The sequence below is a fragment of the Pantoea sp. BL1 genome (assembly GCF_000963985.1).
GTDB classification, from domain to species: Bacteria; Pseudomonadota; Gammaproteobacteria; order Enterobacterales; family Enterobacteriaceae; genus Pantoea; species Pantoea rwandensis_B.
This window is the reverse complement of the sequence record NZ_JZRH01000005.1, coordinates 1-23,906: the sequence shown is the minus strand read 5'-3', so window position 1 is coordinate 23,906 and position 23,906 is coordinate 1. Positions and strand designations below refer to the sequence as shown.

The following is a 23,906-nucleotide window of genomic DNA, read 5'->3' as shown; positions in this document are numbered from 1 at the left end:
GGTAAAGGAGTGCGCACACCGTCAAGTAATATTGAGGAGGTTATTATGAGTTCGATGGTCATGGCGCAGCAATTACGCGCCCGCATAAGTATTAAAAATAAAATATTCGCCCTATACCTGTTGGCATTATTGCTGCTGGCACTTTGTCCACCGCTTTATTTAAGCGTTAGCGGGAGTAGTGCATTATTGCTGGGAATACCTCTGCCGATCGTTTATTGGCTCGCGATTGCGGTATTCCTCGGTGTGGGATTATGGGTTATGTATCTGGCGGAATGCGCGTTTGGCGAAATTCCGGATGATGAGGAAGTCGCATGAAAATCAACGCAGCAGAACCCCATTATTTAATTACCTTTGGCATGATTGGCCTGTTTTTGGCAATCATGATTGCCGTGCTGTACGCCACCAATCGTAAAAGCACCTCCTTTTCCGATTACGCCGTCGGTGGCCGTTCTTATGGGCCGTGGTATATCGCCATGAGTTATACCAACTCGTGGTGGCCGGGGGCGACCTTCACCGCTTTCTTCTCACTGTCGGTGAGCGGGGTCATCGGCTTCTACGGTGCGGTGTACTCGACGCTCGGCGTGACGGCCATGTATCTGATGGCGCGCCGCGCGTGGAAATGGGGCCAGCACTTTAACCTGACCACGCAACCCGATCTGCTCGGCATGCGTTTTAATAGCCCGGCGGTAAAGCGTGTGGCGTCAATTATCGGCATCATCTGTGTATTTCCGTGGGTGGTGATGGGCATTCAGGCGTTGGCGTTGTTGGTGGAATTTGCCAGCTTTGGTCGTTGGGGTGTCACCACCTGCCTGATCGCTGGCGTATTGTTGATTTTGGTGCGTCAGTACTGGACCGTCAGCATGGGCATGCGTGGGTTGATCATGACGGATATGTATCAGGGCATCATCGCCTATGGTTTGGGCGCGCTGGTGTGCGTGGTGCTGCTGTTTGGTGGCGATCATGGTTTCGGCCAACTGGCGACATTGCCGCCCGCAATGCTACAGATTCCGGGCGCGGAAGGTTCGCACTATGGTCCATGGTATATGTTCAGCCTGATCTTCACTGGCGTGATTGGGTCAATGTGCTGGCCAATGAGCTTCCAGCGTATTTATACCGCCAGCGGCATCCGTGCTGTGAAGAAAGGCACCCTGCTGACGATTCTGCTGGTGGGCGGTTTCTATGCCATTCTGATGCTGTTTGCCACGGCAGTCAGCCAGGATCCTAACGTACAGGCGAATCCACAAAATGGCTTCTTCACTGCGCTGTTTGATCAAGGCGGTCCGTGGTTGCTGGCACTGGCGCTGGTGATTGTTCTTGCTGCCAGTATTGGTCATGTTGATGGTTGCGTGCAGGTGTGCGGTACCCAGTTCGCCAACGATCTGGCGACCTGGAATAAACCGCGTAGCGATCGTCAACTAACGGTGCTGGCGAAGTCGGGCATGGTGGTGTTTATCGTGGCTGCGGCGCTGCTGGCATACTTCACCTTCAACTATTCCCGTTTACAGCTGCTGGCACAGATCTCTTATCAGGGGATCATTCAGCTGGCTGTGCCGCTGTTCTTTGGCATCTTTAGCCGTTTTGGAAACAAACAAGGCGCGCTGATGGGCATGATGACCGGGATTATCATCGCTATCGTGCTCACCGTGTTCTTCCCGGATGACATCCCGGCGCTCGGCTCGCTCACCAGCGGCATTGTTGGTCTGGCGGGTAACGTGGCAGTGTTTGTGGTGTGTGGTGTGCTGATCCCGGTTGACGACAAGGAGAAAGCCCGTGTCGAAGCGTTGTTCGCGCTGGCTGATGGCGTGAAAGCGCCGGTGGCAAAACCGCTGATGAACTAACCGGTTGCATTCCTTTTCGTATCAAGGCCATGATAACGCTCTGACCCCTAATCGGAGCCTATCATGGCCGTCTCTTCGCCGTTCAATATTGGTCTGCTGCTGTTCCCCGATCTCACCCAACTCGATCTCACCGGTCCGTGGGAAGTCTTTGCCCGCATGCCCGGCGTGAGTAACTTTCTTATCTGGAAAGACCGGCAACCGGTGATGTCCGACCGTGGTTTAGCCATCCTGCCGACGACAACGTTTTCCGAGTGTCCGCCGCTCGATCTGATCTGCATTCCTGGCGGTCCGGGACAAATTGCGCTGATGGAGGATGAAGAGACGCTGGATTTTGTGCGGCAGAAGGCACAACAGGCGCAATGGGTGACCTCGGTTTGTACCGGTTCACTGGTGCTGGGGGCCGCCGGTTTGTTACAGGGATATCGTGCCACTTCGCATTGGGGATCGCTGGATCAGCTCAGCCTGTTGGGCGCAACGCCCGTGGCTGAACGCGTGGTGCGCGATCGTAATCGGATAACCGGTGCGGGAGTGACGTCAGGGATCGATTTTGCACTCACCGTGGCTGAGGAACTGTTTGGGCGCGACGTGGCGGAGAACATTCAACTGCAGATGGAATACGATCCCGCGCCACCGTTTCATGCAGGTTCACCACGCAGCGCCTCGCCGCAACGACTGACGCAGGCGCAAAATCAAATGCACGACTTTCTTGCTCGCCGCCGGATAGCGACAGAAGCGGCGGCTGCGAAACTTAAGCGCTAACGAGTGGCTCATTCACCCATTGTAAACGCCGATTATCAAGGTGAAATTGATTATCGCTGCGGAGTTAATTCGCAGCGATTTCTGCGAATTTCAGCCTGAAATCGCCAGGGATATTTCCCCTCAATGTCCACTGGCAGTAGGGCGCACGGTGATTTCGTTAACGTCTACTTCGCCAGGCTGATCGATGGCCCAGCTTACCGCCCTGGCGATAGCATCAGGCTTGAGTGCAATCTGTCGATAGCTTTTCATCGCCTCGCGCGCCACGCTATCGCTGATGCTGTCCGCCAATTCAGATTCCACCACTCCGGGGTTGATTACCGTGACGCGCAGCTCACGCGATTCCTGGCGCAGACCATCGGAAATGGCGCGAACCGCATATTTGGTTGCGCAGTAAACAGCGGCGGTGGGGGAAACCGTCAGCGCACCCACGGAAGCGATATTAATAATGTGCCCCATACGCTGTGCCTGCATGGTGGGCAGTACCGCAGCGATACCGTACAACACGCCGCGAACGTTGACGTCCAGCATCAAATCCCACTCTTCAACTTTCATTGAACTCATAGGCGAAAGCGGCATGACGCCAGCGTTGTTGATCATCACATCAATGCGCCCGTATTTTTCCAGAGCGAAATCAGCCAACTTTTGGGTATCACCTCGTTGCGTCACATCGGTTGCGAGAAAGTCGACGCTGGCACCTTCGCGGAGCAAGGCATCACACAGGGTGGACAGACGATCGCTACGGCGTGCGCCGAGCACCAGTTTATGCCCTTGATGCGCAAGATGACGGGCGATGCCTTCACCAATCCCGCTGCTGGCACCGGTTAACAGGATAACTTTTTCGTTGAAGTTCATGATAGGTTCCTCGTGTAGTTGACGAGGTCATTGTTGAAAAAGTCAGTCAGACATAACAGACCGAATTGTTGCGAATGTTTGCCTGATTCTCTCGCCGCCATTGTGCATGACAGAACGAAATGGCTATGCTTTGCCTGAACCTCTCCCTGGAACGCTATCTATGTCGAACACGGTAAAACAGCAAACCTGCCATCTGTTGCGCCAACTGGCGTGCCAGGAAGGCTATACCGAATCCTTACTGGAGAATGTGCGCTTTATGCGTGCTGATCAGCAGTGGGCGCGTACGCCGGTACTTTATGAGCCGAGCATTATCATTATTTGCCAGGGATCAAAACGCGCCTTTCTCGCCGATAAAATGTATCGCTACGATGCGCAGCATTATCTGGTGCTGTCAGTGCCGTTGCCCTTTTCCGCCGAGACCGAAGCGACCTCTGAAGAGCCGCTGCTGGGGATAGCGATTCGTCTGGATGCTACGATGGTCGCGCGTTTGGTCGCGCAACTTGCCGAAGTTGAAACAGCGGTCACAGTACCGCCGGCAGGGATCATCTCCACGCCGATTAATGAGGTGCTGGCCGAAAGTACGTTGCGATTACTGGAAGCACTCAGCGATCCACTGGAGGCTAAAGTGCTGGGACCGGCGCGCGTAGAGGAGATCTGTTTCCGTATTTTGATGGGTGAGCAGGGCGGGGCAGTGCGTGCGGCGTTAACCTATCAAGGCCATTTTGGTCGTATTGCCCGTGCACTGCAGCGCATCCATGCCGACTGGCAACAGCCACTGGATGTACCGCATCTGGCGAACGAAGCGGGGATGAGCGTGCCCCGTTTCCATCTGCATTTCAAAACAGTGACGCAGACGTCTCCGATTCAATATCTTAAATCGCTGCGTTTGCATCAGGCACGATTAATGATGATTCGCGATAATCTCACCGCAGCCGGTGCCGCAGCGCGTGTGGGTTATGAAAGCGACTCCCAGTTTAATCGCGAATTCAAACGGATGTTTGGCCGCAGTCCGGCGGAGGAAGCCAGAGTGATGAAAAGAGCATTTGAGCTGTTGCCACCTGCGCAATTAACCGGGCGACTGCAGGCGCACTGATTCAGCGAATTCCCATGACGGCGATGACCGCCACAATCCAAAACAGGGCACAGCCTGTCAGCATCCATTGCCAGATCTGATGGCGTTCAGGATTGAAAAGCGCATGAATTCGCGCACGTAAAATCGTTTGCATAGTCACCTCGGGTCAAAATGTTTAATCGGATATTGCGTGGCTGCGTTCAGAAATATCTTGCAGCGGATAGGAACATTCTGACTATTTCTTAAGCAGCGATCGACGAGACCAGTCTTGTTTATGCGAGGGGAGAAGCGAGAGAGGTGCCCCAGCCGCGCAAAATGGGACTTTACGTGGCTGGAGGCGTCGATTTTATACGCTGTGGGTGACCCCCCCATCAACCCGGATATTCTGAGCAGTGATGTAAGCCGCACCGGGTGAGGCGAGAAACGCGATGGTGGCGGCGACTTCTTCTGCAGTGCCATAGCGTTTTAGTGGCACACTCTCACGACGCTCATCACTTTTCGGCAGACTGTCGATCCAGCCCGGTAACACGTTGTTGATGCGAATGTTATCCGCTGCGTAAGCATCAGCGAAAATTTTGGTGAATGAGGCGAGTCCGGCGCGGAAAACCGCTGAAGTCGGGAACATGTCGGTGGGTTCGAACGTCCAGGCCGAAGAGATATTGATAATGCTGCCGCCGCCCTGTTTCTGCATGATAGGCGTCACCAGACGTGCTGCGCGCACCACGTTCAGGAAATAAGTCTCCATGCCGCGCTGCCAGTCATCATCACTCAGTTCCAGTATCGGCGCACGCGGCCCATGTCCGGCGCTATTGACCAGCACATCAATGCGGCCCCAACGCGCCATTGTCGCCTCAACCAGTTTTTGTAAGTCATCCACTGACTGATTGGATCCGGTGATACCTAATCCGCCTAAACGGTCAGCCAGCGTTTCCCCTTTGCCAGAGGAGGAAAGGATCGCAACGTTATAGCCTTCCGCCGCCAGTTTTTCTGCTGCTGCGGCACCCATGCCGCTGCCGCCAGCCACAATGACTGCGACTTTTTCTACTGTCATAATTCGTATCCTTATTAGATTAGAAGTCGATTTATTGCAGTATAGGGGCTAAATTCGGCTGCAGAGAGTCAGTCTGATTCGCAATTGACGATAGGAAAACTACAGGATGAGTCAGGGGTTCCCCACGCTACCGCCGCTTAATGCATTGAAAGTATTCGAAGCGGTGACGCGTCATCTCAATTTTCGCCTCGCTGCTGAAGAGCTTGGTGTCACTCAGGGCGCGGTGGCACAGCAAATTCGTGGACTGGAGAGCAGTCTGGGGCTGAAATTGTTCGAACGGCTGCCGCGGACTTTGGCGTTAACCGCAGCGGGTGCAGGTTATGCGGTGAGTGTCCGTCAGGCGTTTGAGTTGATCGATGAGGCCACTCGTGCTTTGCGACCCGAACCGGACCGCTTGACCTTGAGTGTCACGCCGACTTTTGCCAGCCGCTGGATGCTACCTCGCTTACCGGCCTTTACCGCCGCGTGGCCGGATATTGACCTTCGCGTACTGGCCTCAGAAAGATTGGTGCAGTTTCATCATGAAGGGGTTGATCTGGCGGTGCGTTATGGCCGCCCTCCGTTTGGGGCAGGGCTGGATGCCACGCTGCTGTTTCGTCAAAGTGTATTGGCAGTGGTGAGTCCGGATTTATTGGCTGGGTTGGGCGACCCGCAGGATCGGGATAGCTTTGAGCGCTATGTTTTACTGCATGACGGGCACCATTTGTGGCCAGTGTTTCTCTCTAATCTTTTCCCGCACAACACGCTACATCATCAGCATCATTTGCGTTTTAACCAGACTGCGCTGGCCTTAGAGGCAGCGATCAGCGGGCAAGGCATTGCGCTTACCAGTCCGCACTTTGTCGAAAACGATCTCGCACACGGTCGTCTGGTGCCCGCCTTTCCTCAGCAAATGAACGTTGATGCGGGCTGGTATCTGGTCTCTCCCCATCGTCCACGTGAACACACGAGCGTAAATGCCGTGCGTGCGTGGTTGCTTGAACAGATAAATTAGCGGTAAAGGGCCGAAAATTGCTCCGTTTTTGTTCAATCACAAAATCAGTAAATCTGATGATCTTATGTGGATTATGAATGTTATAACTGACTGAAGATGCGAACCCGGGCTTTTATCCTGCAAACGCAGTGGATTAGCAAAATATCACGATATTTCAGCAAGTAACCATTAGCAATGCGCGTTGCAATCCTGCTATGGCTGTGAATAAATACGAGGTCAACCATCATAAAAATGCCATAAAGGCCAGGCGTCAGCCTGAAAAGATCAATGCCATCATGACAGACCTTAAAGATGTTTTAGCCAGGGACATCAGCGCCAAAAGCGAAAGCATGGAAGCGCACCTCATTGCCATCCGCCGTGATATTCACGCGCATCCCGAACTGGGGTTCGACACGATTCGTACCGCTCATATCGTCGAGCAGGAATTGCTGCGCCTTGGTCTTTCGCCACAAACAGGCGTCGGCAAAACCGGCGTGGTCGTGGACATTGTGGGCGAACAGCCGGGCAATACCCTCCTGATCCGCGCCGATATGGACGCGCTGCCGATACAGGAACAAACCGGATTACCTTTTAGCAGCACCTATCCCGGTAAGATGCATGCCTGCGGCCACGACATCCACACGGCGACGCTGCTGGGTGTGGCGGCGATTGTTGCGCAATATCGCGGCCAGTTAAAAGGCACCGCGCGGCTGATCTTCCAGCCAGCAGAAGAGACGCCAGAGAGTGGCGCCGAGGCGATGATTGCTGATGGCGTGGCAGAGGGTGTAGATGTGGCGATCACCCTGCATAACAAGCCTGAGCTGGCGGCAGGTGAAATTGCCTTGACGCGCGGCGCCAGCACGGCTTCCAGCGACGAATTCGATGTCGTCGTCCACGGCAAATCCACTCATGCTGCGCGCCCGCACATGGGAACCGATCCGATTATTGCGGCGGCGAACCTCATCAGCCAACTGCAAACCATCATTTCACGTGAACTCGATCCGGCACATTCCGCCGTATTGACCATCGGCCATATTCACGGTGGCTCGACGCACAACATCATTTCCGATAGCTGCCTGATTCAGGGCACCGTGCGGGCGAAGTCACCTGAGTCACGCACGCATATTGAGCACGCATTTAAACGTATCTGTGCCGGTGTGGCGCTGTCGCTGAATACACGCATTGATGTCAACTATCAGCGCGGCGTGCCCCCGTTAATGAATGATGATGCGCTGATTGATGCGCTCGAACCGATTTTGTCGCATCAGTTTGGTAAGCCGATTGTGGCGAAACCGAGTGCCAGTTTTGGCGCGGAGGACTTCTCCCTGTTTACTGAGCGAGCGCCGGGTTGCCAGATCCACATTGGATCCGGTGCGCCAGGACGCGACGACCATCTGCATAATTCGGATTACCAACCCGATGAACGCAGCATTCATGCAGGCACTCAGGCATTAGCCCGTTTAGCCATCGATTTACTCTCCTAAAATAATGAACTCTGAGGTTTTATGATGATGCGTAAAGGGCTGTTTACCGCTTCCGCTGGCCTGTTGTTGCTGGCTGCTTCTGCATTGGTGCAGGCAAAAGATTTTGGCACGCTGAAATTCGCGACTGAAGCGGCTTATCCTCCGTTCAACCAGTCTACGCCGAGCGGCAAAATTGTTGGCTATGAGCCCGATATGGTGGCGGAACTGGCTAAGCGTGCGGGCTTCAAATATGAAATCGTGGCGCAGAAATGGTCTGGCATGATCCCAGGCCTGGTCGATGGCAAATATGATGCTGTCATTGATGCGGTTACCGTGACACCTAAGCGTGAAGAAGTGGTGGATTTCACCCATCAGTACACCGTGAGCGTGTCTGGTTTTGTGACCCTGAAAGGCAGCGCTGTAGATACCTTGCCGGGTAACGGTGAAGTCGTTCAGGCGGGTGACGAGGCGGGCATGACGAAGGCCATCGATGCGCTGAAAGCAAAATTCAAAGGTAAAACTATCGCCGTGCAGGTCGCGACTATTCAGGCTGACTTCCTCAACAAATATCTGGCTGATGTTGCCACCATCCGCACCTATCAGGCTGGCCCGGAAACGTTTGCTGACCTGCTTAACGGTCGCGTTGATGCGGTGATGGCGTCACGCACCAACCTGAATGCCTATGTGAAAAAACACACCGATACCGTGAACAGCACCGGTTACGGCTTCTCCGGCGGCGTGTTAGGGCAGGGTTCCGCGATTGCCATTCAGAAGAACAACCCGGAGCTCAAAGCGGCGCTGGATACGGCTTTAGTTTCAATGATCAAAGATGGCACGTTGAAGCAGCTGTCAGAGAAATGGTTCGGCGAGAACGTCGCGCCTGCGGAGTAATGCTGAGCGCTTATGACTATTGACTGGCAACTGTTAGGTTTTGGTGACGAAGGCTGGGGCGGCGTGTTGCTTGACGCCGCCACGGTGACCGTCACCGTTTCGTTGTGTGCATGGCTGTTGGGCGCGGTGCTCGGTAGCCTACTCTGTTGGATGCAAATTGGTGGTGCGCGCTGGCAACAGCGCCTCGCTAATGGCTATATCACGCTGTTTCGCGGTGTCCCTGAGCTGCTGGTGATCTATTTGTTTTACTTCGGCGGACGTCAGGTGGTCTCCTTCGTCGGGGAAACATTGGGCATGCAGGGGCCATTTGATGTTAACGGCTTTGTCGCCGGGGCTATCGCCATCGGATTGATCTCTGGCGCTTACCAGAGTGGTGTGTTTCGTGGCGCATTTTACGCCATCCCGAAAGGCACGCTGGAAGCGGCTACGGTGACGGGTATGGGACGACTGATGTTGTTTCGCCGCATGATCGTGCCGCAGGCGCTACGCACCGCGCTGCCAGGCATGGGGAATCAATGGCAATCAGTGATCAAAGAGTCTGCACTGGTTTCCGTCACAGGCTTAGTGGAAACCATGAACCAGATTTCCACTGCATCCAACTCCACGCAAATGCCGTTTTTCTTTTACAGCGTTGGCGCGGTGATCTACCTGATCATCACCACCTGTTCCGATTTTATTTTCCGCTATGTGGAAAAAGTGGCCATGCGCGGGCAACAACGCGCGCGGTTGTAAGGAGCCACGATGGATTTCACCTTTTTACAGCATACGCTGGCCGCGTTGCTGCGCGGTTTACCACTGACCCTTAATCTGGCCGTTTTGTCACTGCTGGGTGGGGGGATTTTAGCGTTATTGCTCAACCTGCTGCGCCAGAATCGCTATGGTAGCGTCTTTGCCCGCTTTTACGTTTGGCTGTTCCGCGGCACACCCTTGTTAATCCAGATTTTTATGATCTATTACGGTTTGGGGAGTTTACCGGCAGTGCGCGAGAGCGTGCTGTGGCCGCTGTTGCGCGATCCCTACTGGTGCGGGCTCATTGCACTGGTGCTTAACGATGCGGCTTACACCTCGGAGATTCTTCGTGGTGGTCTTAATGCCGTTAGCGTGCAGTCGCTTGAGGCAGCCAAAGTCAGCGGTATGTCGCGCTTCACGACGCTGCGCCGCATCACCTTGCCGCTCGCCGTGCGTCAGGCGTTGCCTGCTTACAGCAATGAAATTATCTCGATGATCAAATCCACTTCACTGGTCAGCACCATCAGCTTGATGGAAATGACCGGTATTGCGGACTCGATTGTGTCGGAGACGTTCCGCGCGCTGGAGGTGTTTATCAGTGCGGCGATCATCTATCTGCTGCTGACTGTGCTGGTCAGTAAAGCGGTGGCGCTGCTGGAGCGCCGTTTGTCACCTTATCATGTTGGAGCACGTCAATGAGTAAACCCACTATCGCCCTGAGTCATCTCAGAAAAAGTTATAGCGGGCATGAGGTGCTTCATGACATCAGCCTGACGGCGCAGGATGGCGACGTGATATCGCTGATTGGCGCCAGTGGTTCCGGAAAAAGTACGCTATTGCGCTGTATTCCGTTTCTTGAAGTGCCGCAAGGCGGGGAAATCGCGGTCGGGGATGAGGTGGTCACCATTGACAATCCCAACGAGAAACTGAGCCGGGAGCAACTGAGCCGTATCAAACTGATGCGCATGCAATTGGGATTCGTGTTTCAGAGTTTCAATTTGTGGCCGCACAAAACGGTGCTGCAGAACATTATTGAAGCGCCCGTGCATGTACAAAAACGCGGCCATAAAGAGGTGATTGAGGAAGCTGAAGCCCTGCTGCATAAAGTCGGCCTGTATGAAAAGCGCAACGCGTGGCCATCGCAGCTGTCAGGTGGGCAGCAGCAGCGTGTGGCGATAGCGCGTGCGTTGGCACAGCAGCCCAAAGCGCTTCTTTTTGATGAACCCACCTCCGCACTCGACCCTGAACTGGTGGGCGAAGTGTTACGGGTGATCCGCAGCCTGGCTGAAGAGGGACGTACGATGATCATCGTCACCCACGAAATGGGCTTCGCGCGTGATGTCTCCAACAAAGCGGTGTTTCTGCATCAGGGCAAAATCGAAGAGTCGGGGCCACCACAGCAGGTATTCACTGATCCGCTCTCAGATCGATGTCGCGCATTTGTGAGTAGTCATTTACACCGCAACAGTTAATCCTGACAAACCCGCTTCTTAACGTGAACCCCGAAAGTTGGATAACCAACTTTCGGGGTTTTTCGTTTCAATGGGCAGAGAAAAAATAGACGGCAGAATGTCACATTCCGACTAATGTACCTTATCGACCATTTCATCATGAAATATATTAATGATTGAGATGTTTCTTACGATAAATCTTAAGAAAATAAGGCGTATAAGAACACTCATAAAAAATAAATCAGCTCCATTCCACACATTAATCCTGGATTAACTTCAACGACTTAAAGCCAAGTATCAGAAATTTCCTATATAAATCAGATCGCAAAGTTCATCTTCATCTGTTGCTAACTCAAATTAGCCTGTTATATATTCGCCTCGAATCACACAAGGAAAGTGTGCATAAAGCGTGCTTTCCGCGCTTGTCTAACAGGAGGTTGTATGAGTAATTCTTATCAAAACGAAATACCCAAAGCGCGCGTTAACATCAAACTCGACGTTCACACCGGCGGCGCTGCCCGCAAAATGGAGCTACCACTCAAACTGCTGGTGACCGGCGATTTCAGTAATGGCCAGGAAGATCGCGTGCTGAGCGAACGTGAAAAGGTCAACGTCAATAAAAACAATTTCGACAGCGTGCTCGCTGACTTTTCGCCATCAGTCCGACTCACCGTGCCGGATACCTTGTCAGCGGATGGCAGTGAACAGGCCATCAATCTGACATTCAGCAACATCAAAGACTTCGAACCTGAACAGGTCGCTCGTCAGATCCCGCAACTCAAAGCGATGCTCGCGATGCGTAATCTGCTGCGCGATCTCAAATCCAATCTGCTCGATAACGTCACTTTCCGCAAAGAACTGGAGATCATCCTGAAAGACCCGGCACTGAGTGACGAACTGCGTGCGGAACTTTCTGCGCTTGCCAGCGATAACGGCTGAACCCCTTTTAACGGACTAAATGAGAGACGATGCTGATGTCAGTTCAGAATGAAACCCGATCTTCCGGTGAAACCACTGTGCTTGAAAACCCTGCAGCGGAAGGCGTGTACGCCTCGCTGTTCGACAAAATTAATCTTAATCCGGTTAGCTCACTGAGTGACCTGAATGTCTGGCAAGACAATCAGGCAATGTCAGATGCCACTGCTGACGAGCGCGTGACGGCGGCGATGCAGGTGTTTCTTAATCGCTTGAAAATCAGCGGTGAGAAAGTCGAAAAGCTGGATAAAACCTTGTTGGATCATCACATTGCCGAGCTGGATTATCAGATCAGCCGACAGCTGGACGCGGTGATGCACCATGACGAATTCCAGAAAGTTGAATCGGTATGGCGTGGTTTGAAATCGTTGGTGGATAAGACCGATTTCCGCCAAAACGTCAAACTGGAAGTGCTTGATGTATCGAAAGAAGATTTGCGTCAGGACTTCGAAGACGCGCCGGAAATTATCCAAAGTGGCCTCTATCTGCAAACGTATGTCGCTGAGTACGACACGCCGGGTGGCGAGCCGATCGGTGCGGTGATTGCAGCCTATGAATTCGATGCTTCTGCGCAGGATATCGCACTGCTGCGTAATATCTCGAAAGTTGCGGCATCCGCTCATATGCCGTTTATCGGGTCAGCCGGTCCGGCGTTTTTCCTTAAGGAAACAATGGAAGAAGTGGCAGCCATCAAAGACATCGGCAACTACTTCGATCGTGCGGAATACATTAAGTGGAAATCGTTCCGTGATACCGATGATTCACGGTATATCGGTCTGACCATGCCGCGTGTGCTGGGACGTTTGCCGTACGGACCTGATACCGTGCCGGTGCGCAGTTTTAACTATGTTGAAGAGGTGAAAGGCCCGGATCACGAAAAATATCTCTGGACCAATTCGTCTTTCGCTTTCGCCGCCAATATGGTGAAAAGCTTTATCAACAACGGCTGGTGCGTGCAGATTCGTGGTCCACAGGCGGGCGGTGCAGTGCAGGATCTGCCGATTCACCTGTATGACCTCGGCACCGGTAATCAGGTGAAAATCCCCTCTGAAGTGATGATCCCTGAAACGCGCGAATTTGAATTCGCCAATCTGGGTTTCATTCCGCTTTCGTATTACAAAAACCGTGATTATGCCTGTTTCTTCTCTGCGAACTCGGCGCAGAAGCCCGCGATTTATGACACCACAGACGCCACCGCCAATAGCCGCATCAACGCGCGCTTGCCCTATATCTTCCTGCTGTCGCGCATCGCGCATTATCTGAAGCTGATTCAGCGCGAAAACATCGGCACCACTAAAGATCGCCGCTTGCTCGAACTCGAGCTAAACACCTGGGTGAAGAGCCTGGTGACCGAGATGACCGATCCGGGTGACGCGTTGCAGGCCTCACACCCGCTGCGCGATGCGAAGGTGGTGGTGGAAGATATCGAAGACAACCCTGGTTTCTTCCGCGTGAAACTCTTCGCAGTGCCGCATTTCCAGGTGGAAGGCATGGACGTCAATCTGTCGCTGGTATCGCAGATGCCAAAAGCGAAAGCGTAAGGCGGCTATCCGTAATGAAAATTTACCGTCCGTTATGGGAAGACGGCGCGTTTCTGACGCCGCAACAGTTTCAGCAGCAGGCCATGTGGGACGCGCATGTGGCAGGCACCGTCGCAGGCATGACGCTGGCACACCCCTGGGGCGTGCTGTGTGTTGAGTTCGATGAGGGTGCGCTGGCACTGTCGAAGCTGAATGCGACGCGCATTGCCGTCCGCTTTGCGGATGGCACCCTGGTCGATACCCGTCTGGCTGACACATTGCCTCCTGTCTGTGAGTTAAGTGAGGTGACGGACCGGGACAGCGTAGAGGTGGTACTGGCGCTGCCGCTGATCAACGCCAACGGCGGTAATCTGGAAAACGGTGCGGACAGCGAACGCCCGCGCCGTTGGGTCGCCACCCGGGAGCGCGTGCAGGAGCTGGCAGGTCACGAGCGTACAGAGATTGCGGTACTGCGTTTTGCACTGCGCCTGCGGCTGGCGCATCAGGAAAACGCGGCATACCTGACCTGTCCGGTTGCCCGTCTGGTGCGCAACGCGCAGGGGCAGTGGATGCACGATGCCGCGTTTATTCCACCCCTGCTGTCACTGGCTGGCAGTCCGGCGCTGATCGCGGCGCTGGGTGACCTGCTTCATCGCCTGCAGGCACGCCGTCAGCGTCTGATGCAACTGCGTCGCGAGAGTAACGAACGCATGGCGGATTTTGCCGTGTCAGACGTTTCTCTGTTCTGGCTGCTCAATGCGCTGAACAGTGCGGAGCCGGTGCTGACAGAGTTGTACCAGTCACCGTCGCGCCATCCTGAACTGCTTTACCGTGAACTGGTGCGCCTTGCGGGCAGCCTGCTGACATTTTCCCTCGAGAATGTGCCGGAAGATATCCCGGCCTACCTGCACAACGCGCCAGAGCAGGTTTTCCCGCCGCTTTTCACGCTGCTGGATACGCTGTTGGAGGCGAGCCTGCCTTCCCGGGTTGTCACCATCGACCTGGAAAAACAGGGCGTGCTGTGGAGGGGAAAACTCCACGACGCACGACTGCGCGAAGGCGCGGACTTTTATCTGTCCGTTCGCTCTTCCCTGCCGAATCACGAGCTCCAGGCACGCTTCCCGCTGTTGTGTAAAGCCGGCAGCCAGGACGATGTTTCTGAGGTGGTGAATATTGCGCTGAGCGGAATGGTCATCCGCCCACTGCCTCACGTCCCTGCGGCCATCCCGCTGCGCCTTGAGAACCAGTATTTTGCGCTGGACCTCTCAACGGATGCGGCCAGGGCGATGCTGGCCTCCGGTGGCTGCACTTTCTATACGCCAGAATCGCTCGGTGAGCTGAAACTGGAACTCTACGCGGTGCTGCGCTCATGAATAATCCCAACAAACTGACAGAAAAACTGTTTTTTCAGGGCTGGCTGATGGTGAGCCAGTTGCGCTGCGGACAGCAAATTGAGAACGGTGACGCGCTTTATCGCCGGGCGGCAGGCTGGGTGAAGTCAGCCCGCGAGGCGCTGACAGAGGCTGGCTTCAGTGACGCCAGCCGCGACCACATGCTGTATGCCTTCTGCGTACTGCTGGATGAGGCGGTCCTGAACAGAGGGAGCCAGGACGATGGCTGGCTGCGCTGGACCCGTGATCCACTGCAGGTGCGCTTCTTTGGTTCACTGAACGGCGGCGAAGCGCTCTGGGATCGCATCCGCACTGTATTGAACGAGCCTGCAGCAGACGTTACGGTGCTGACCTGTTTCTACCGCACGCTGCAGTTGGGTTTCGTCGGGCATTACCGCGCGCAGGATGATGAACGTCGTGAGGACGTGGTGAATGCATTGGCTGCGCGGGTGCCGCCATTTGCGTTGCCGGAAGATGCGCCGCTGGTGGTGCGACCTAAAGGTCTGCACACCGGCCGCCGCTTTTACTGGCTGAGCTGGGCGATGGCCGTCGTGCTGCTTGGCGGTCTCTGGTTCGTGCTGGAATCAGCGCTGGCAGACATGGTATCGCGCATGGCGGGTGCACAGTAATGTTACGACCCAATTCACGCCAGGGCCTGACGCTGCTGGGGACCGTGTTCGCCATCCTGCTGGTGACGGGCTTTTCGGGACTGACGGCGATGAATGCGGCAGTGCTCTGCGCACTGGTGCTGCTGGTGACCGGTTTTATTCTGTGGCGTCTTCAGCGTAATGCCCCTGGTGATCGACCAACCATGGATGCCTGCCTGCCGCCGGAAACCTATCATGGCCCTGTGATTCTGGTGACAGGGGATACATCGCCGTTGTTTGGTGATCAGACTCACCGCGAGACCCGGCATGGGTGGTACCTGAACGTGCGTCAGCCTGCTGAATTGCCCACGCTGGCAGAACGGCTGGCACAGCAGTATCCGGCACTGGTACCTCAGCTTTCGGTGATGCTGGCGATCATCCCCGGGCAGCACACCTCCGCAGACCTATTAACGCAACAGCAGAGTGGGTGGCTGCGTGCCTTTTCACAGTGTCGGCATGTGTTGAATGGGTTGCCGCCATTGTGGACGGTGATATGGGGCTCGTCAGTGGATGAGGGTATGCACTGGTTCAGCCTTACGCCAGATCATCCGCAGTTTCAGTTTCATCCGGAAAATGACGCCCGCCTTTCGCTGGCGGAGTGGGTCACCCGGGAGCCCCTTCATTTTCATCACGCGCTCAGACTGCAAAGCCTGATGCAGTGGTATGTCGATCAGGCTGCCGTGCCGCATGCTGCGAACCCGTGCCAGTTTGGCATCTGCCTGACGCCATCGCCTTCGCAACCGGGCAACCTCTGGCAGCAACATCTCGCTGGGCTGACCACGCTGTCGTCTGAAAACAGCCCGTCTCAGCTTTCACTGCCGCTGCCGGATGTCCTGCTGTCCGATATCCCGCAGCAGCAGGGTATTAGCCGCTGGCTGCGCACGGCGAGAATAGCTGGACTGACTTTCGGCCTGTTTCTGACGCTGGCGATGCTTGCTTCCTTCATTCATAACCAGCGCCTCGTGCGCAGCGTGGCCGATCACCTTGCCCTGTGGCGCCGCCTGCCGGAGGACGCTATCGCGGCCAAAACGCTTGCGCGCGATGCGCTTATCCATGATCGCTCGCTGCTGGATGCCTGGCAGCGTAGCGGTGAGCCACTGCGGTTCGGCATGGGACTTTATCAGGGCATGCGGCTTATTGCGCCGGTAAACACAGCCATCCACCGCTGGTCACCCCCGCCTGCGCCTGCTCCTGTGATTCAGCAGGTTGTGCAGGGCCCACAGACGGTGCGCCTTGACAGTCTGTCCCTTTTTGAATCGGGCAAAGCGGCGCTGAGAGCGGGGTCTGACAAAGTGCTGATTAATGCGCTGGTGGGCATCAAAGCCCGGCCCGGCTGGCTGATTGTGGTCGCCGGCCACACCGATAGCACCGGCCATCCGCAGTTGAACCAGGTGCTCTCCCGGCAGCGTGCCGAAGCGGTGCGCGACTGGATGCGTGACACGGGCGACGTGCCAGAGAGTTGCTTTGCGGTGCAGGGCTACGGTCAGGATCGTCCGGTAGCAACAAACGAGTCGGCGGAGGGGCGTGCGCTCAACCGCCGGGTCGAAATCAGTCTGGTACCGCAGGCCGATGCCTGCCGCGTGCCGGGCGTTCAAACCCGGTCATCACAGGATGATGGCCATTCTCAGTCTGAAAAGGAGTAACAACATGGCAATTCCAGTTTATCTGTGGCTCAAGGACGACGGCGGCGCAGACATCAAGGGTTCAGTGGACGTGCAGGATCGTGAAGGCAGCATTGAGGTGGTAGCGCAGGAGCATAACCTGTACATCCCGACCGACAACAATACCGGAAAACTAACCGGCACGCGTATCCACACGCCGTTCTTCCTGACTAAAGAAATCGATTCGTCCAGTCCGTATCTTTATAAGGCCGTGACCACTGGCCAGACCCTGAAGTCGGCGGAGTTCAAATGGTACCGCATCAGCGACGCGGGCCAGGAAGTCGAGTACTTCAACACCAAGCTTGAGAACGTGAAGGTGGTGAAGGTTAACCCGGTGATGCACGACATTAAGGACCCTTCCAAAGAGAAGCACAATCATCTGGAGATGATTGAGTTGCGCTACGAAAAAATCACCTGGACCTACAAGGACGGCAACATCATTCATTCCGATTCCTGGAACGAGCGCGCCACCGCGTAAGCCCGTGCGGACGGTTCGCCGTCCGCTTTTTCAGGCGTGCGCCTGCGCGCGGGTGCACGCCTGAAAAACACACTGATGTGCAGATACTACAGACCTTATGGGCCTCGGTTTACGGCCAGGGGCGGTAGCGTGCCAGCAACGGAGAGAACACCAATGGAACACCAGTCTGCAGCGCTGCTGCGCCGTCTTAACCCCTTCTGCGCCCGCGCGCTGGAGGCTGCCGCTTCGCTGTGTCAGACCCGCGCACACGCGGAAATCATGCCCGAGCACTGGCTGCTGAAGGTGCTGGAGCAGGGTGAGGGCGATATCACGGTCATGGCGCGCCGCTATGAGTGGGATATGGACGGCGTCTGGCAGGGGCTGCTGAGCTTTCTGGAGGGTCAGCCTCGCCTGGTGCGCAGCCGCCCGGATCTTTCGACTCGCCTGCACCACCTGCTGAAGGAAGCCTGGCTGGTGGCCTCGGTAGACGGTGAGGAGCGCATCCGTAGCGTGCACTTGCTGACAGCCATGGTTGGCAACCACTCGCTGACACGTTGCGACGCGCTCTGGCCCATCCTCACCCTGAGCCCGCGCCAGATGATGGCGCTGCGACCGCTGCTGGATGCGCAGTCGGACGAAAGGCCGGAAATGCTGCAGCCGAACGAACCTCTGCGTAGCCTGAACGCAGAGGAGGGCGAGTCACCTACGCTGGCGGGCGCTGCGCCTGCTGCAGGCGCTGAAGCGCTGTCCCGCTTCACACGCGACGTCACTGCCGACGCGCGGAACGGGAAGATTGACCCGGTGTACGGGCGCGACAATGAAATCCGCCAGATGGTGGACATCCTCTCGCGTCGCCGCAAGAACAACCCGATTCTGGTGGGCGAGCCGGGCGTGGGCAAAACCGCACTGGTCGAGGGACTGGCGCTGCGCATTGCGGAAGGCAACGTGCCTGCCAGCCTGAGCACAGTCAGCGTGCGCACCCTTGACCTTGGCATGTTGCAGGCAGGCGCGGGCGTGAAGGGCGAGTTTGAGCAGCGCCTGAAGAACATCATTACGGAGGTGCAGCAGGCCGAGCAGCCGGTGCTGTTGTTCATAGACGAGGCGCACACCATTATCGGCGCAGGTAATCAGGCAGGTGGCGCGGATGCGGCTAACCTGCTGAAGCCCGCACTGGCGCGCGGCGAGCTGCGCACCATCGCCGCCACGACCTGGAGCGAGTACAAGCAGTATTTTGAAAAGGACGCCGCACTGGAGCGCCGCTTCCAGCTGGTTAAAGTCGATGAGCCGGACGACGAGACCGCCTGCCTGATGCTGCGGGGCCTGAAGTCGCGCTACGCTCAACACCACGGCGTGCACATCACCGATGAAGCCGTGCGCGCCGCTGTCACGCTGTCTCGCCGCTACCTGACCGGGCGCCAGCTGCCGGACAAGGCGGTAGACCTGCTTGATACCGCGAGTGCGCGAGTGCGCATGAGCCAGGACGCGGTGCCGGAAGCCATCACGCAACTGCGCGCCCGCACGGATGCCCTGAATATGGAGAAGCGCGCCATCCTGGATGATGAAGCGCTGGGCGGCCTCATACAGGAAGCGCGCATGCATGACATTTTGAGAGAGCTGGCCAGCGCTGATGAACGTCTGGAACAGCTGGAGCTGAGGTGGGTGGCCGAGCGCGAGCTGACGGATAGGCTGCTGGCCTGCCGTCAGGACGCCAGTCAGCAGGCGCATCGTGCTGAACTTCAGTCTGCGCTGCACGCGCTGCAACAGGGCGAGCCGCTGATGACGCTGGATGTAGACGCACGCACGGTGGCGGGCGTCATTGCCGACTGGACCGGCGTGCCGCTCTCTTCCTTGATGAAGGACGAACAGACGGAGCTGCTGACGCTGGAAAAAGCGCTGGAAGCGCGCGTTGTAGGGCAGCCAGCGGCGCTAAACGCGATTGCACAGCGCCTGCGCGCTTCAAAAACCGGACTGACCGCAGAAAACGGCCCACAGGGTGTGTTCTTGCTGGTCGGCACCAGCGGTACGGGCAAGACTGAAACCGCATTGGCGTTGGCCGACACTCTGTACGGCGGTGAAAAGTCGCTGATCACCATTAACCTCTCCGAGTACCAGGAAGCGCAGACGGTAAGCCAGCTTAAGGGCTCACCGCCGGGCTACGTCGGTTACGGGCAGGGCGGCGTGTTGACCGAAGCGGTGCGCAAACGCCCGTACAGCGTGGTTTTGCTCGATGAGGTTGAGAAGGCGCACCGCGATGTGATTAACCTGTTCTATCAGGTCTTTGACCGGGGCTTTATGCGCGACGGCGAGGGCCGTGAAATTGACTTCCGTAACACAGTTATCCTGATGACCTCCAACCTCGGCAGTGACATGCTGATGCAGAAAATGGACGAGCAGCCGGACGCCAGCGAAGCTGAGCTGCAGGAACTGCTGCGTCCGGTTATCCGTGACCACTTCCAGCCCGCACTGCTGGCACGTTTCCAGACGGTGATTTACCGTCCGCTGGGTGCTGAGGCGATGCGTATCATCGTCGAAATGAAGCTCGGTCAGGTGAGTCAGCGGCTGCAACGCCACTACGGCCTGCACACGGATATTTCGGACGCGCTATACGAGGCTCTAACCGCTGCCTGCCTGCTGCCGGACACCGGCGCGCGCAACGTCGACAGCCTGCTCAACCAGCAGATTTTACCGGTGCTTAGTCAGCAGCTTTTGCAATATCAGGCCGGCGGGCAGTTGCCTGGCACTCTCAGCCTGGACTGGAACGAAGAGGACGGTGTGCTGATGGCATTTGAGAATCTCATTCATGAACAAAACTGAAAGAGATGCGGCAGCCAAAGAAGGTAGCCTGCGGCTGATGAGTAAAGGGGAAATCGTGCTTGCCAGGACGGTGTTCCGGGACAAAATTGATTATCACAAGGTATGGATCCATAAAGACAGCTATCTCCCGTTTGGTTTGCAAAATGAAGCTGTTGCTATGACGCCGAAGGGAGAAATATTTTACCCTCCGCCACTTTACCGGAACGATTTTGCTGACCTGGCTCAGAGTGACCTTGCCGACAGACATACTTTTATACACGAGCTCAGCCATGTATGGCAGCGCCAAAAGGGAATGTGCGTGATATGCAGGGGGCTCATAAGCTGGCTGGCGAGCTATCGCTATGAACTGGATGGACGGCTACTGAGTGAGTATCCGATGGAGCAACAGGCACAAATTATTGCAGATAATTTTCTACTGGCGAGTGAGGGGTATAATACATTTATGGAGTACCGGCGTCGTAGTTATGTCACGCTGGACGGAAACCTGGATGAGTCAATTATTTCGCAGAAATATAAACATGCGTTGAGAGGATTCCCTTGGTGAATGTATCTCAGAGGATAATTAGTTACAGGTTGGCTTTGTCAGTAATCGTATTTCTCCTGGCAGGATGTCTAGGAGACAGATTCACACTTTCAGAAAAAGCCCCTCTCAGCATAGATGCTGACCGCATCTGCTTCACTGTATTAAAACCTGATGATTATTCACTTTCATATTTTGACCTTTTTGAAAGAGGAAATCGGAACTCTGTTAAGCACCCAGAAATAGCAGAATACAAAACCGATAAAAGCCTGCTTCTTTGCTTGGCTGAGGACACAGTAAGCGATTCAGAAATTGTTTATGTTGCGCAGTTTGGTCTGAAGACACAGACCAAACGTAAACCGATTCGGAAGTTTTCTGTGGCTTTTAAAGCTGAAAAAACGGGATTTATCACTGTTCCGCTGCTGCAAAACGAAATCAGTTATTACATGGGGCGGGGATATTAGCGGTTCAGTTTATCAACGGACTGACCCGCACTAATTTCATACAGAGGACGTTTCTTCGTCTTATGTGTAATCAGGCTATGTGCGTTATCTGTCGCGGCATGCTCAGTTTTATGGCTACTTATGCATATGATCTTGACGGCCGACTATTGAGTGAATACTCGATGGAGCAACAGGCTCAAATAATTGCTGATAACTATATTCTTACCGAGTGGGGATTTGGTCGATGGAATGAGTTAAGGTTGTATGACCATGTCAAATCTGTCAGAGCGATGAGTGAGCCTGAAGCCTGTTTAGCTTATATGAGAGCGTTAAGAGGTTTTTCATGGTGAAATCTATCAAATTATATTTCATCATCATATTCACTTGCTTTGTTATAGTTGGGTGTACTTTGGGAGAAGATCCTATCGGATTTGAACGCGATGCCGACATGGTTGTTATTAATGATAAGCTATGTATAAACATACCCCAGAATAAAGCGTATTATTTAAGTGTGGTTTCAGTAAAAAATAAAGATGGTTCAGGGCTTAGGAAGACAATTGATGGGAGCGAGCTAATGGCAGTAAATAATAAGCGTTGCATGCCATTATCCCTGCTACCAGCATCAGAAAAAAAAGAATATGTTATTCATTATGGTCTATTGTCCAGAATAGAAAAACTCCCATCCTTTAGAAAAGTGGCGTCCATAAGGTTGAGTAATGGTCGGGTTTATAATCTGTCATTAAAAACATGGATTACTTCCCGAGGTTTCTCTCTGAGTGATATTATGTTGACGGAAAAATGACTTATAAATATCGTTAGCAAAAGAATTCATCAACCTGTTCTCTATGAAAGGTCTAAAGATGTTCTCAGGTTTTTTTATGTTGAATGATGATTTTTCCCTAAGTGTAATATAGTTGCATGTGATTGTTGCATTTATGATGACGGGGTGTATTGGAGATAAGATAACGTTTTCTGAAGTTGCTGAGGCTGAAGGAGAAGAAAATAAAGAATATTTTACAGTCAGGCACGTCTATGATTTTATGCTAAAAATATGGCAATTTTTAAACGGGGAAAAGCGAAAGTAGAGAGTTTGTGGGGAGTTCTCCACTGCGAATGAATTTAAAGGTAGGGTTTTTGTTAACACTCCATTGCAGCAGGATGAGGTTGTACATTACCTTAGGGATGAGTCTGATTAATTTTCTTGTTTGATTTTTAATGCTTAATTTTATGTGATTTGGTTTAATGTTCTTGTTTGATTAAGGGTAAAAGATTATTTCCAGGCGTCTTAATAATAATGAAAATGTGCTCCCTGCTCATGGTTTTTGTATTGTCAGGATGTATTGGCGATAAATTCACTCCTTCTAAGCAAACATTGGTTAGCAAAGTTGATGGCTGCATATGTTTCACTGTATTGCAACCGGGTGGTTATTCACTTTCATATTTTTACCTTTTTAAAAGAGGACGTCGGGACTCTGCTCAGCAGCCAGACATAGCAGGATACAGAACCGATAACGGCCTGCTCCTCTGCATGGCTGAGGACATAACCAGCAGTTCAGAAAATGTTTATGTTGCTCAGTTTGGTCTGATGACGCAGACCAGGCGTAAGCCGATCAGAAACTTCTCCGTGGCTTTTAAAGCTTACAATACGGGCGTTATCAGCGTTCCCCTGCAGCGAAACGAAATCACTTATTACATAGGTCGGGGATATTAACGTTTCATTAAATGACTTACCTGTGCAACTCAATACATAGAATTCTTAACTGAACCTCATCCCTGTATGGGATTGGACCATCCGTCATCACGGAGCGAATGACAATGACCCCGAGTGATATGCTACAAAGCGCAGAATCGATTTTATCCTCTACCCTGAATCGCTACTCTCTTCAAATTCCCAACTGTAATTCTGTTATTGATGTTGAGAGTCTGAACGGTACGGAAGCGCTGAGCGCGAATTATCAATATGACGTGCTTTTCACCAGCCCCGATAAGGACATCTCGCCAGAGAAGATGCTGCGCAAAGCGGTAACGCTGACCATGAGAACCGGCTCTCTGCTGGAACCCGAATCGCAGAAAATTGTTCACGGTTATATCACTGACTTCCGCCGTCTGACGGGTTCCGCAGACCAGGTTAGTTATCTCATTATTATTGAGCCCCGCTTTGCGCTTCTGGATAAGCAATATCGCACACATCGCTTCTTTGTGAATAAATCCGTACCGGAAGTCGTCGGCCAGATACTGGATGAGCATGGTTTTCACGGGTGGGAATATGAGTTCAGCCTGAAGCATGACTATCCCCGAAGGGAACAGATTAACCAGTATCAGGAAAGTGACCTGAAGTTTGTTCAGCGTCTGCTGTCTGAAATCGGCATCTTCTACTATTTCACGCTTCAGCCCGATAC

25 protein-coding genes are annotated in these 23,906 nt (G+C 54.1%); 22 read left to right on the top strand and 3 right to left on the bottom strand.

Annotated elements, in window-relative coordinates; all coding sequences use genetic code 11:
* Window positions 1-45 precede the first annotated feature (45 nt).
* The 3 genes from VH86_RS03645 to VH86_RS03635 all read left to right on the top strand — a co-directional run bounded on the left by VH86_RS03645 (window position 46) and on the right by VH86_RS03635 (window position 2,597).
* Window positions 46-315, top strand: coding sequence for a hypothetical protein (locus VH86_RS03645; RefSeq protein ID WP_034822302.1), 270 nt, complete (start codon window positions 46-48; stop codon window positions 313-315).
* Window positions 312-1,838, top strand: a complete 1,527-nt coding sequence (locus tag VH86_RS03640) for a sodium:solute symporter (protein ID WP_045816772.1) — start codon at window positions 312-314, stop codon at window positions 1,836-1,838. The genes VH86_RS03645 and VH86_RS03640 overlap by 4 nt, the downstream gene beginning before the upstream one ends.
* A 63-nt stretch (window positions 1,839-1,901) precedes the next feature.
* Window positions 1,902-2,597 (top strand): DJ-1/PfpI family protein, encoded by a 696-nt coding sequence (locus tag VH86_RS03635; RefSeq protein WP_045816771.1) that lies wholly within the window; start codon window positions 1,902-1,904, stop codon window positions 2,595-2,597.
* Between the two features lie 120 nt (window positions 2,598-2,717).
* On the opposite strand, the gene VH86_RS03630 is transcribed toward VH86_RS03635, so the two are convergent.
* Entirely contained in the window at window positions 2,718-3,449 is a 732-nt protein-coding gene (locus VH86_RS03630; protein ID WP_045831916.1) for an SDR family oxidoreductase, read from the bottom strand.
* Between the two features lie 160 nt (window positions 3,450-3,609).
* Between VH86_RS03630 and VH86_RS03625 the strand changes: the two genes are divergently transcribed.
* Complete coding sequence (locus tag VH86_RS03625) at window positions 3,610-4,542, top strand: AraC family transcriptional regulator (protein WP_045816769.1); 933 nt, start codon at window positions 3,610-3,612, stop codon at window positions 4,540-4,542.
* A 1-nt stretch (window position 4,543) separates the two neighbouring features.
* Here the strand turns inward: VH86_RS03625 and VH86_RS26260 are convergent, their stop codons facing one another.
* Together VH86_RS26260 and VH86_RS03620 are read right to left on the bottom strand one after the other, a co-directional pair.
* Complete coding sequence (locus tag VH86_RS26260; protein ID WP_255352456.1) at window positions 4,544-4,675, bottom strand: hypothetical protein; 132 nt, start codon at window positions 4,673-4,675, stop codon at window positions 4,544-4,546.
* 192 nt (window positions 4,676-4,867) lie between these two features.
* The gene (locus VH86_RS03620; protein ID WP_045831915.1) at window positions 4,868-5,572 is read right to left on the bottom strand and encodes an SDR family oxidoreductase; all 705 of its coding nucleotides are present in this window, start codon (window positions 5,570-5,572) and stop codon (window positions 4,868-4,870) included.
* A 106-nt stretch (window positions 5,573-5,678) separates the two neighbouring features.
* Here VH86_RS03620 and VH86_RS03615 point away from each other — a divergent pair, with 106 nt between their 5' ends.
* From VH86_RS03615 to VH86_RS03525, 18 genes are all read left to right on the top strand, one after another.
* Window positions 5,679-6,566 (top strand): LysR substrate-binding domain-containing protein, encoded by an 888-nt coding sequence (locus VH86_RS03615; RefSeq protein ID WP_045831914.1) that lies wholly within the window; start codon window positions 5,679-5,681, stop codon window positions 6,564-6,566.
* 275 nt (window positions 6,567-6,841) lie between these two features.
* On the top strand, window positions 6,842-8,029 hold the full coding sequence (locus tag VH86_RS03610; RefSeq protein WP_082082821.1) for a M20 family metallopeptidase: 1,188 nt from the start codon (window positions 6,842-6,844) through the stop codon (window positions 8,027-8,029).
* Window positions 8,030-8,050: 21 nt separating this feature from the next.
* Window positions 8,051-8,899 carry a transporter substrate-binding domain-containing protein gene (locus VH86_RS03605; protein WP_231647090.1) on the top strand — a complete coding sequence of 283 codons (849 nt, stop codon included), beginning with the start codon at window positions 8,051-8,053 and terminating at the stop codon, window positions 8,897-8,899.
* Between the two features lie 12 nt (window positions 8,900-8,911).
* The gene (locus VH86_RS03600; RefSeq protein WP_045831913.1) at window positions 8,912-9,631 is read left to right on the top strand and encodes an ABC transporter permease; all 720 of its coding nucleotides are present in this window, start codon (window positions 8,912-8,914) and stop codon (window positions 9,629-9,631) included.
* Between the two features lie 9 nt (window positions 9,632-9,640).
* Window positions 9,641-10,327 carry an ABC transporter permease gene (locus VH86_RS03595; protein WP_045816765.1) on the top strand — a complete coding sequence of 229 codons (687 nt, stop codon included), beginning with the start codon at window positions 9,641-9,643 and terminating at the stop codon, window positions 10,325-10,327.
* Window positions 10,324-11,100 (top strand): ABC transporter ATP-binding protein, encoded by a 777-nt coding sequence (locus tag VH86_RS03590; RefSeq protein ID WP_045831912.1) that lies wholly within the window; start codon window positions 10,324-10,326, stop codon window positions 11,098-11,100. Before VH86_RS03595 ends, VH86_RS03590 begins: the two co-directional genes overlap by 4 nt.
* A gap of 420 nt (window positions 11,101-11,520) precedes the next feature.
* Entirely contained in the window at window positions 11,521-12,018 is a 498-nt protein-coding gene (gene tssB, locus VH86_RS03585; protein WP_045831911.1) for a type VI secretion system contractile sheath small subunit, read from the top strand.
* A gap of 29 nt (window positions 12,019-12,047) precedes the next feature.
* The gene (tssC, locus tag VH86_RS03580) at window positions 12,048-13,595 is read left to right on the top strand and encodes a type VI secretion system contractile sheath large subunit (RefSeq protein WP_045831910.1); all 1,548 of its coding nucleotides are present in this window, start codon (window positions 12,048-12,050) and stop codon (window positions 13,593-13,595) included.
* 14 nt (window positions 13,596-13,609) lie between these two features.
* Window positions 13,610-14,947, top strand: a complete 1,338-nt coding sequence (gene tssK / locus VH86_RS03575) for a type VI secretion system baseplate subunit TssK (protein ID WP_045831909.1) — start codon at window positions 13,610-13,612, stop codon at window positions 14,945-14,947.
* A complete protein-coding gene (gene tssL / locus VH86_RS03570) occupies window positions 14,944-15,594 on the top strand; it encodes a type VI secretion system protein TssL, short form (protein WP_045831908.1) in 651 nt (216 codons plus the stop codon). Before tssK ends, tssL begins: the two co-directional genes overlap by 4 nt.
* Window positions 15,594-17,255 (top strand): OmpA family protein, encoded by a 1,662-nt coding sequence (locus VH86_RS03565; protein ID WP_082082820.1) that lies wholly within the window; start codon window positions 15,594-15,596, stop codon window positions 17,253-17,255. The genes tssL and VH86_RS03565 overlap by 1 nt, the downstream gene beginning before the upstream one ends.
* Window positions 17,256-17,259: 4 nt before the next feature.
* Entirely contained in the window at window positions 17,260-17,751 is a 492-nt protein-coding gene (gene hcp / locus VH86_RS03560) for a type VI secretion system effector Hcp (RefSeq protein ID WP_045816759.1), read from the top strand.
* Between the two features lie 153 nt (window positions 17,752-17,904).
* Complete coding sequence (gene tssH, locus VH86_RS03555) at window positions 17,905-20,544, top strand: type VI secretion system ATPase TssH (RefSeq protein ID WP_045831907.1); 2,640 nt, start codon at window positions 17,905-17,907, stop codon at window positions 20,542-20,544.
* Window positions 20,531-21,088, top strand: a complete 558-nt coding sequence (locus VH86_RS03550) for a hypothetical protein (RefSeq protein WP_045831906.1) — start codon at window positions 20,531-20,533, stop codon at window positions 21,086-21,088. The genes tssH and VH86_RS03550 overlap by 14 nt, the downstream gene beginning before the upstream one ends.
* 35 nt (window positions 21,089-21,123) lie before the next feature.
* Window positions 21,124-21,528, top strand: a complete 405-nt coding sequence (locus VH86_RS03545; RefSeq protein ID WP_156150552.1) for a putative T6SS immunity periplasmic lipoprotein — start codon at window positions 21,124-21,126, stop codon at window positions 21,526-21,528.
* A 322-nt stretch (window positions 21,529-21,850) separates the two neighbouring features.
* The gene (locus VH86_RS03535) at window positions 21,851-22,309 is read left to right on the top strand and encodes a putative T6SS immunity periplasmic lipoprotein (protein WP_045831903.1); all 459 of its coding nucleotides are present in this window, start codon (window positions 21,851-21,853) and stop codon (window positions 22,307-22,309) included.
* A gap of 492 nt (window positions 22,310-22,801) precedes the next feature.
* Window positions 22,802-23,218, top strand: coding sequence for a putative T6SS immunity periplasmic lipoprotein (locus tag VH86_RS25870; protein ID WP_045831902.1), 417 nt, complete (start codon window positions 22,802-22,804; stop codon window positions 23,216-23,218).
* A gap of 119 nt (window positions 23,219-23,337) precedes the next feature.
* A partial coding sequence (locus VH86_RS03525; protein ID WP_255352455.1) for a contractile injection system protein, VgrG/Pvc8 family occupies window positions 23,338-23,906 on the top strand: 569 nt, incomplete at its 3' end.

Excerpts from the sequence above, each read along its gene's own strand:
- VH86_RS03615 (WP_045831914.1), top strand. The coding sequence starts at position 5,679 with ATGAGTCAGGGGTTCCCCACGCTACCGCCGCTTAATGCATTGAAAGTA.
- VH86_RS03600 (WP_045831913.1), top strand. The coding sequence starts at position 8,912 with ATGACTATTGACTGGCAACTGTTAGGTTTTGGTGACGAAGGCTGGGGC.
- VH86_RS26260 (WP_255352456.1), bottom strand. The coding sequence starts at position 4,675 with ATGCAAACGATTTTACGTGCGCGAATTCATGCGCTTTTCAATCCTGAA.
- VH86_RS03645 (WP_034822302.1), top strand. The coding sequence starts at position 46 with ATGAGTTCGATGGTCATGGCGCAGCAATTACGCGCCCGCATAAGTATT.
- VH86_RS03610 (WP_082082821.1), top strand. The coding sequence starts at position 6,842 with ATGACAGACCTTAAAGATGTTTTAGCCAGGGACATCAGCGCCAAAAGC.
- tssK (WP_045831909.1), top strand. The coding sequence starts at position 13,610 with ATGAAAATTTACCGTCCGTTATGGGAAGACGGCGCGTTTCTGACGCCG.
- VH86_RS03605 (WP_231647090.1), top strand. The coding sequence starts at position 8,051 with ATGATGATGCGTAAAGGGCTGTTTACCGCTTCCGCTGGCCTGTTGTTG.
- VH86_RS25870 (WP_045831902.1), top strand. The coding sequence starts at position 22,802 with ATGAAAATGTGCTCCCTGCTCATGGTTTTTGTATTGTCAGGATGTATT.
- VH86_RS03565 (WP_082082820.1), top strand. The coding sequence starts at position 15,594 with ATGTTACGACCCAATTCACGCCAGGGCCTGACGCTGCTGGGGACCGTG.
- tssB (WP_045831911.1), top strand. The coding sequence starts at position 11,521 with ATGAGTAATTCTTATCAAAACGAAATACCCAAAGCGCGCGTTAACATC.
- VH86_RS03595 (WP_045816765.1), top strand. The coding sequence starts at position 9,641 with ATGGATTTCACCTTTTTACAGCATACGCTGGCCGCGTTGCTGCGCGGT.
- VH86_RS03630 (WP_045831916.1), bottom strand. The coding sequence starts at position 3,449 with ATGAACTTCAACGAAAAAGTTATCCTGTTAACCGGTGCCAGCAGCGGG.
- tssL (WP_045831908.1), top strand. The coding sequence starts at position 14,944 with ATGAATAATCCCAACAAACTGACAGAAAAACTGTTTTTTCAGGGCTGG.
- tssC (WP_045831910.1), top strand. The coding sequence starts at position 12,048 with ATGCTGATGTCAGTTCAGAATGAAACCCGATCTTCCGGTGAAACCACT.
- tssH (WP_045831907.1), top strand. The coding sequence starts at position 17,905 with ATGGAACACCAGTCTGCAGCGCTGCTGCGCCGTCTTAACCCCTTCTGC.
- VH86_RS03640 (WP_045816772.1), top strand. The coding sequence starts at position 312 with ATGAAAATCAACGCAGCAGAACCCCATTATTTAATTACCTTTGGCATG.
- VH86_RS03590 (WP_045831912.1), top strand. The coding sequence starts at position 10,324 with ATGAGTAAACCCACTATCGCCCTGAGTCATCTCAGAAAAAGTTATAGC.
- VH86_RS03625 (WP_045816769.1), top strand. The coding sequence starts at position 3,610 with ATGTCGAACACGGTAAAACAGCAAACCTGCCATCTGTTGCGCCAACTG.
- VH86_RS03535 (WP_045831903.1), top strand. The coding sequence starts at position 21,851 with ATGGTGAAATCTATCAAATTATATTTCATCATCATATTCACTTGCTTT.
- VH86_RS03550 (WP_045831906.1), top strand. The coding sequence starts at position 20,531 with ATGAACAAAACTGAAAGAGATGCGGCAGCCAAAGAAGGTAGCCTGCGG.
- VH86_RS03635 (WP_045816771.1), top strand. The coding sequence starts at position 1,902 with ATGGCCGTCTCTTCGCCGTTCAATATTGGTCTGCTGCTGTTCCCCGAT.
- VH86_RS03620 (WP_045831915.1), bottom strand. The coding sequence starts at position 5,572 with ATGACAGTAGAAAAAGTCGCAGTCATTGTGGCTGGCGGCAGCGGCATG.
- hcp (WP_045816759.1), top strand. The coding sequence starts at position 17,260 with ATGGCAATTCCAGTTTATCTGTGGCTCAAGGACGACGGCGGCGCAGAC.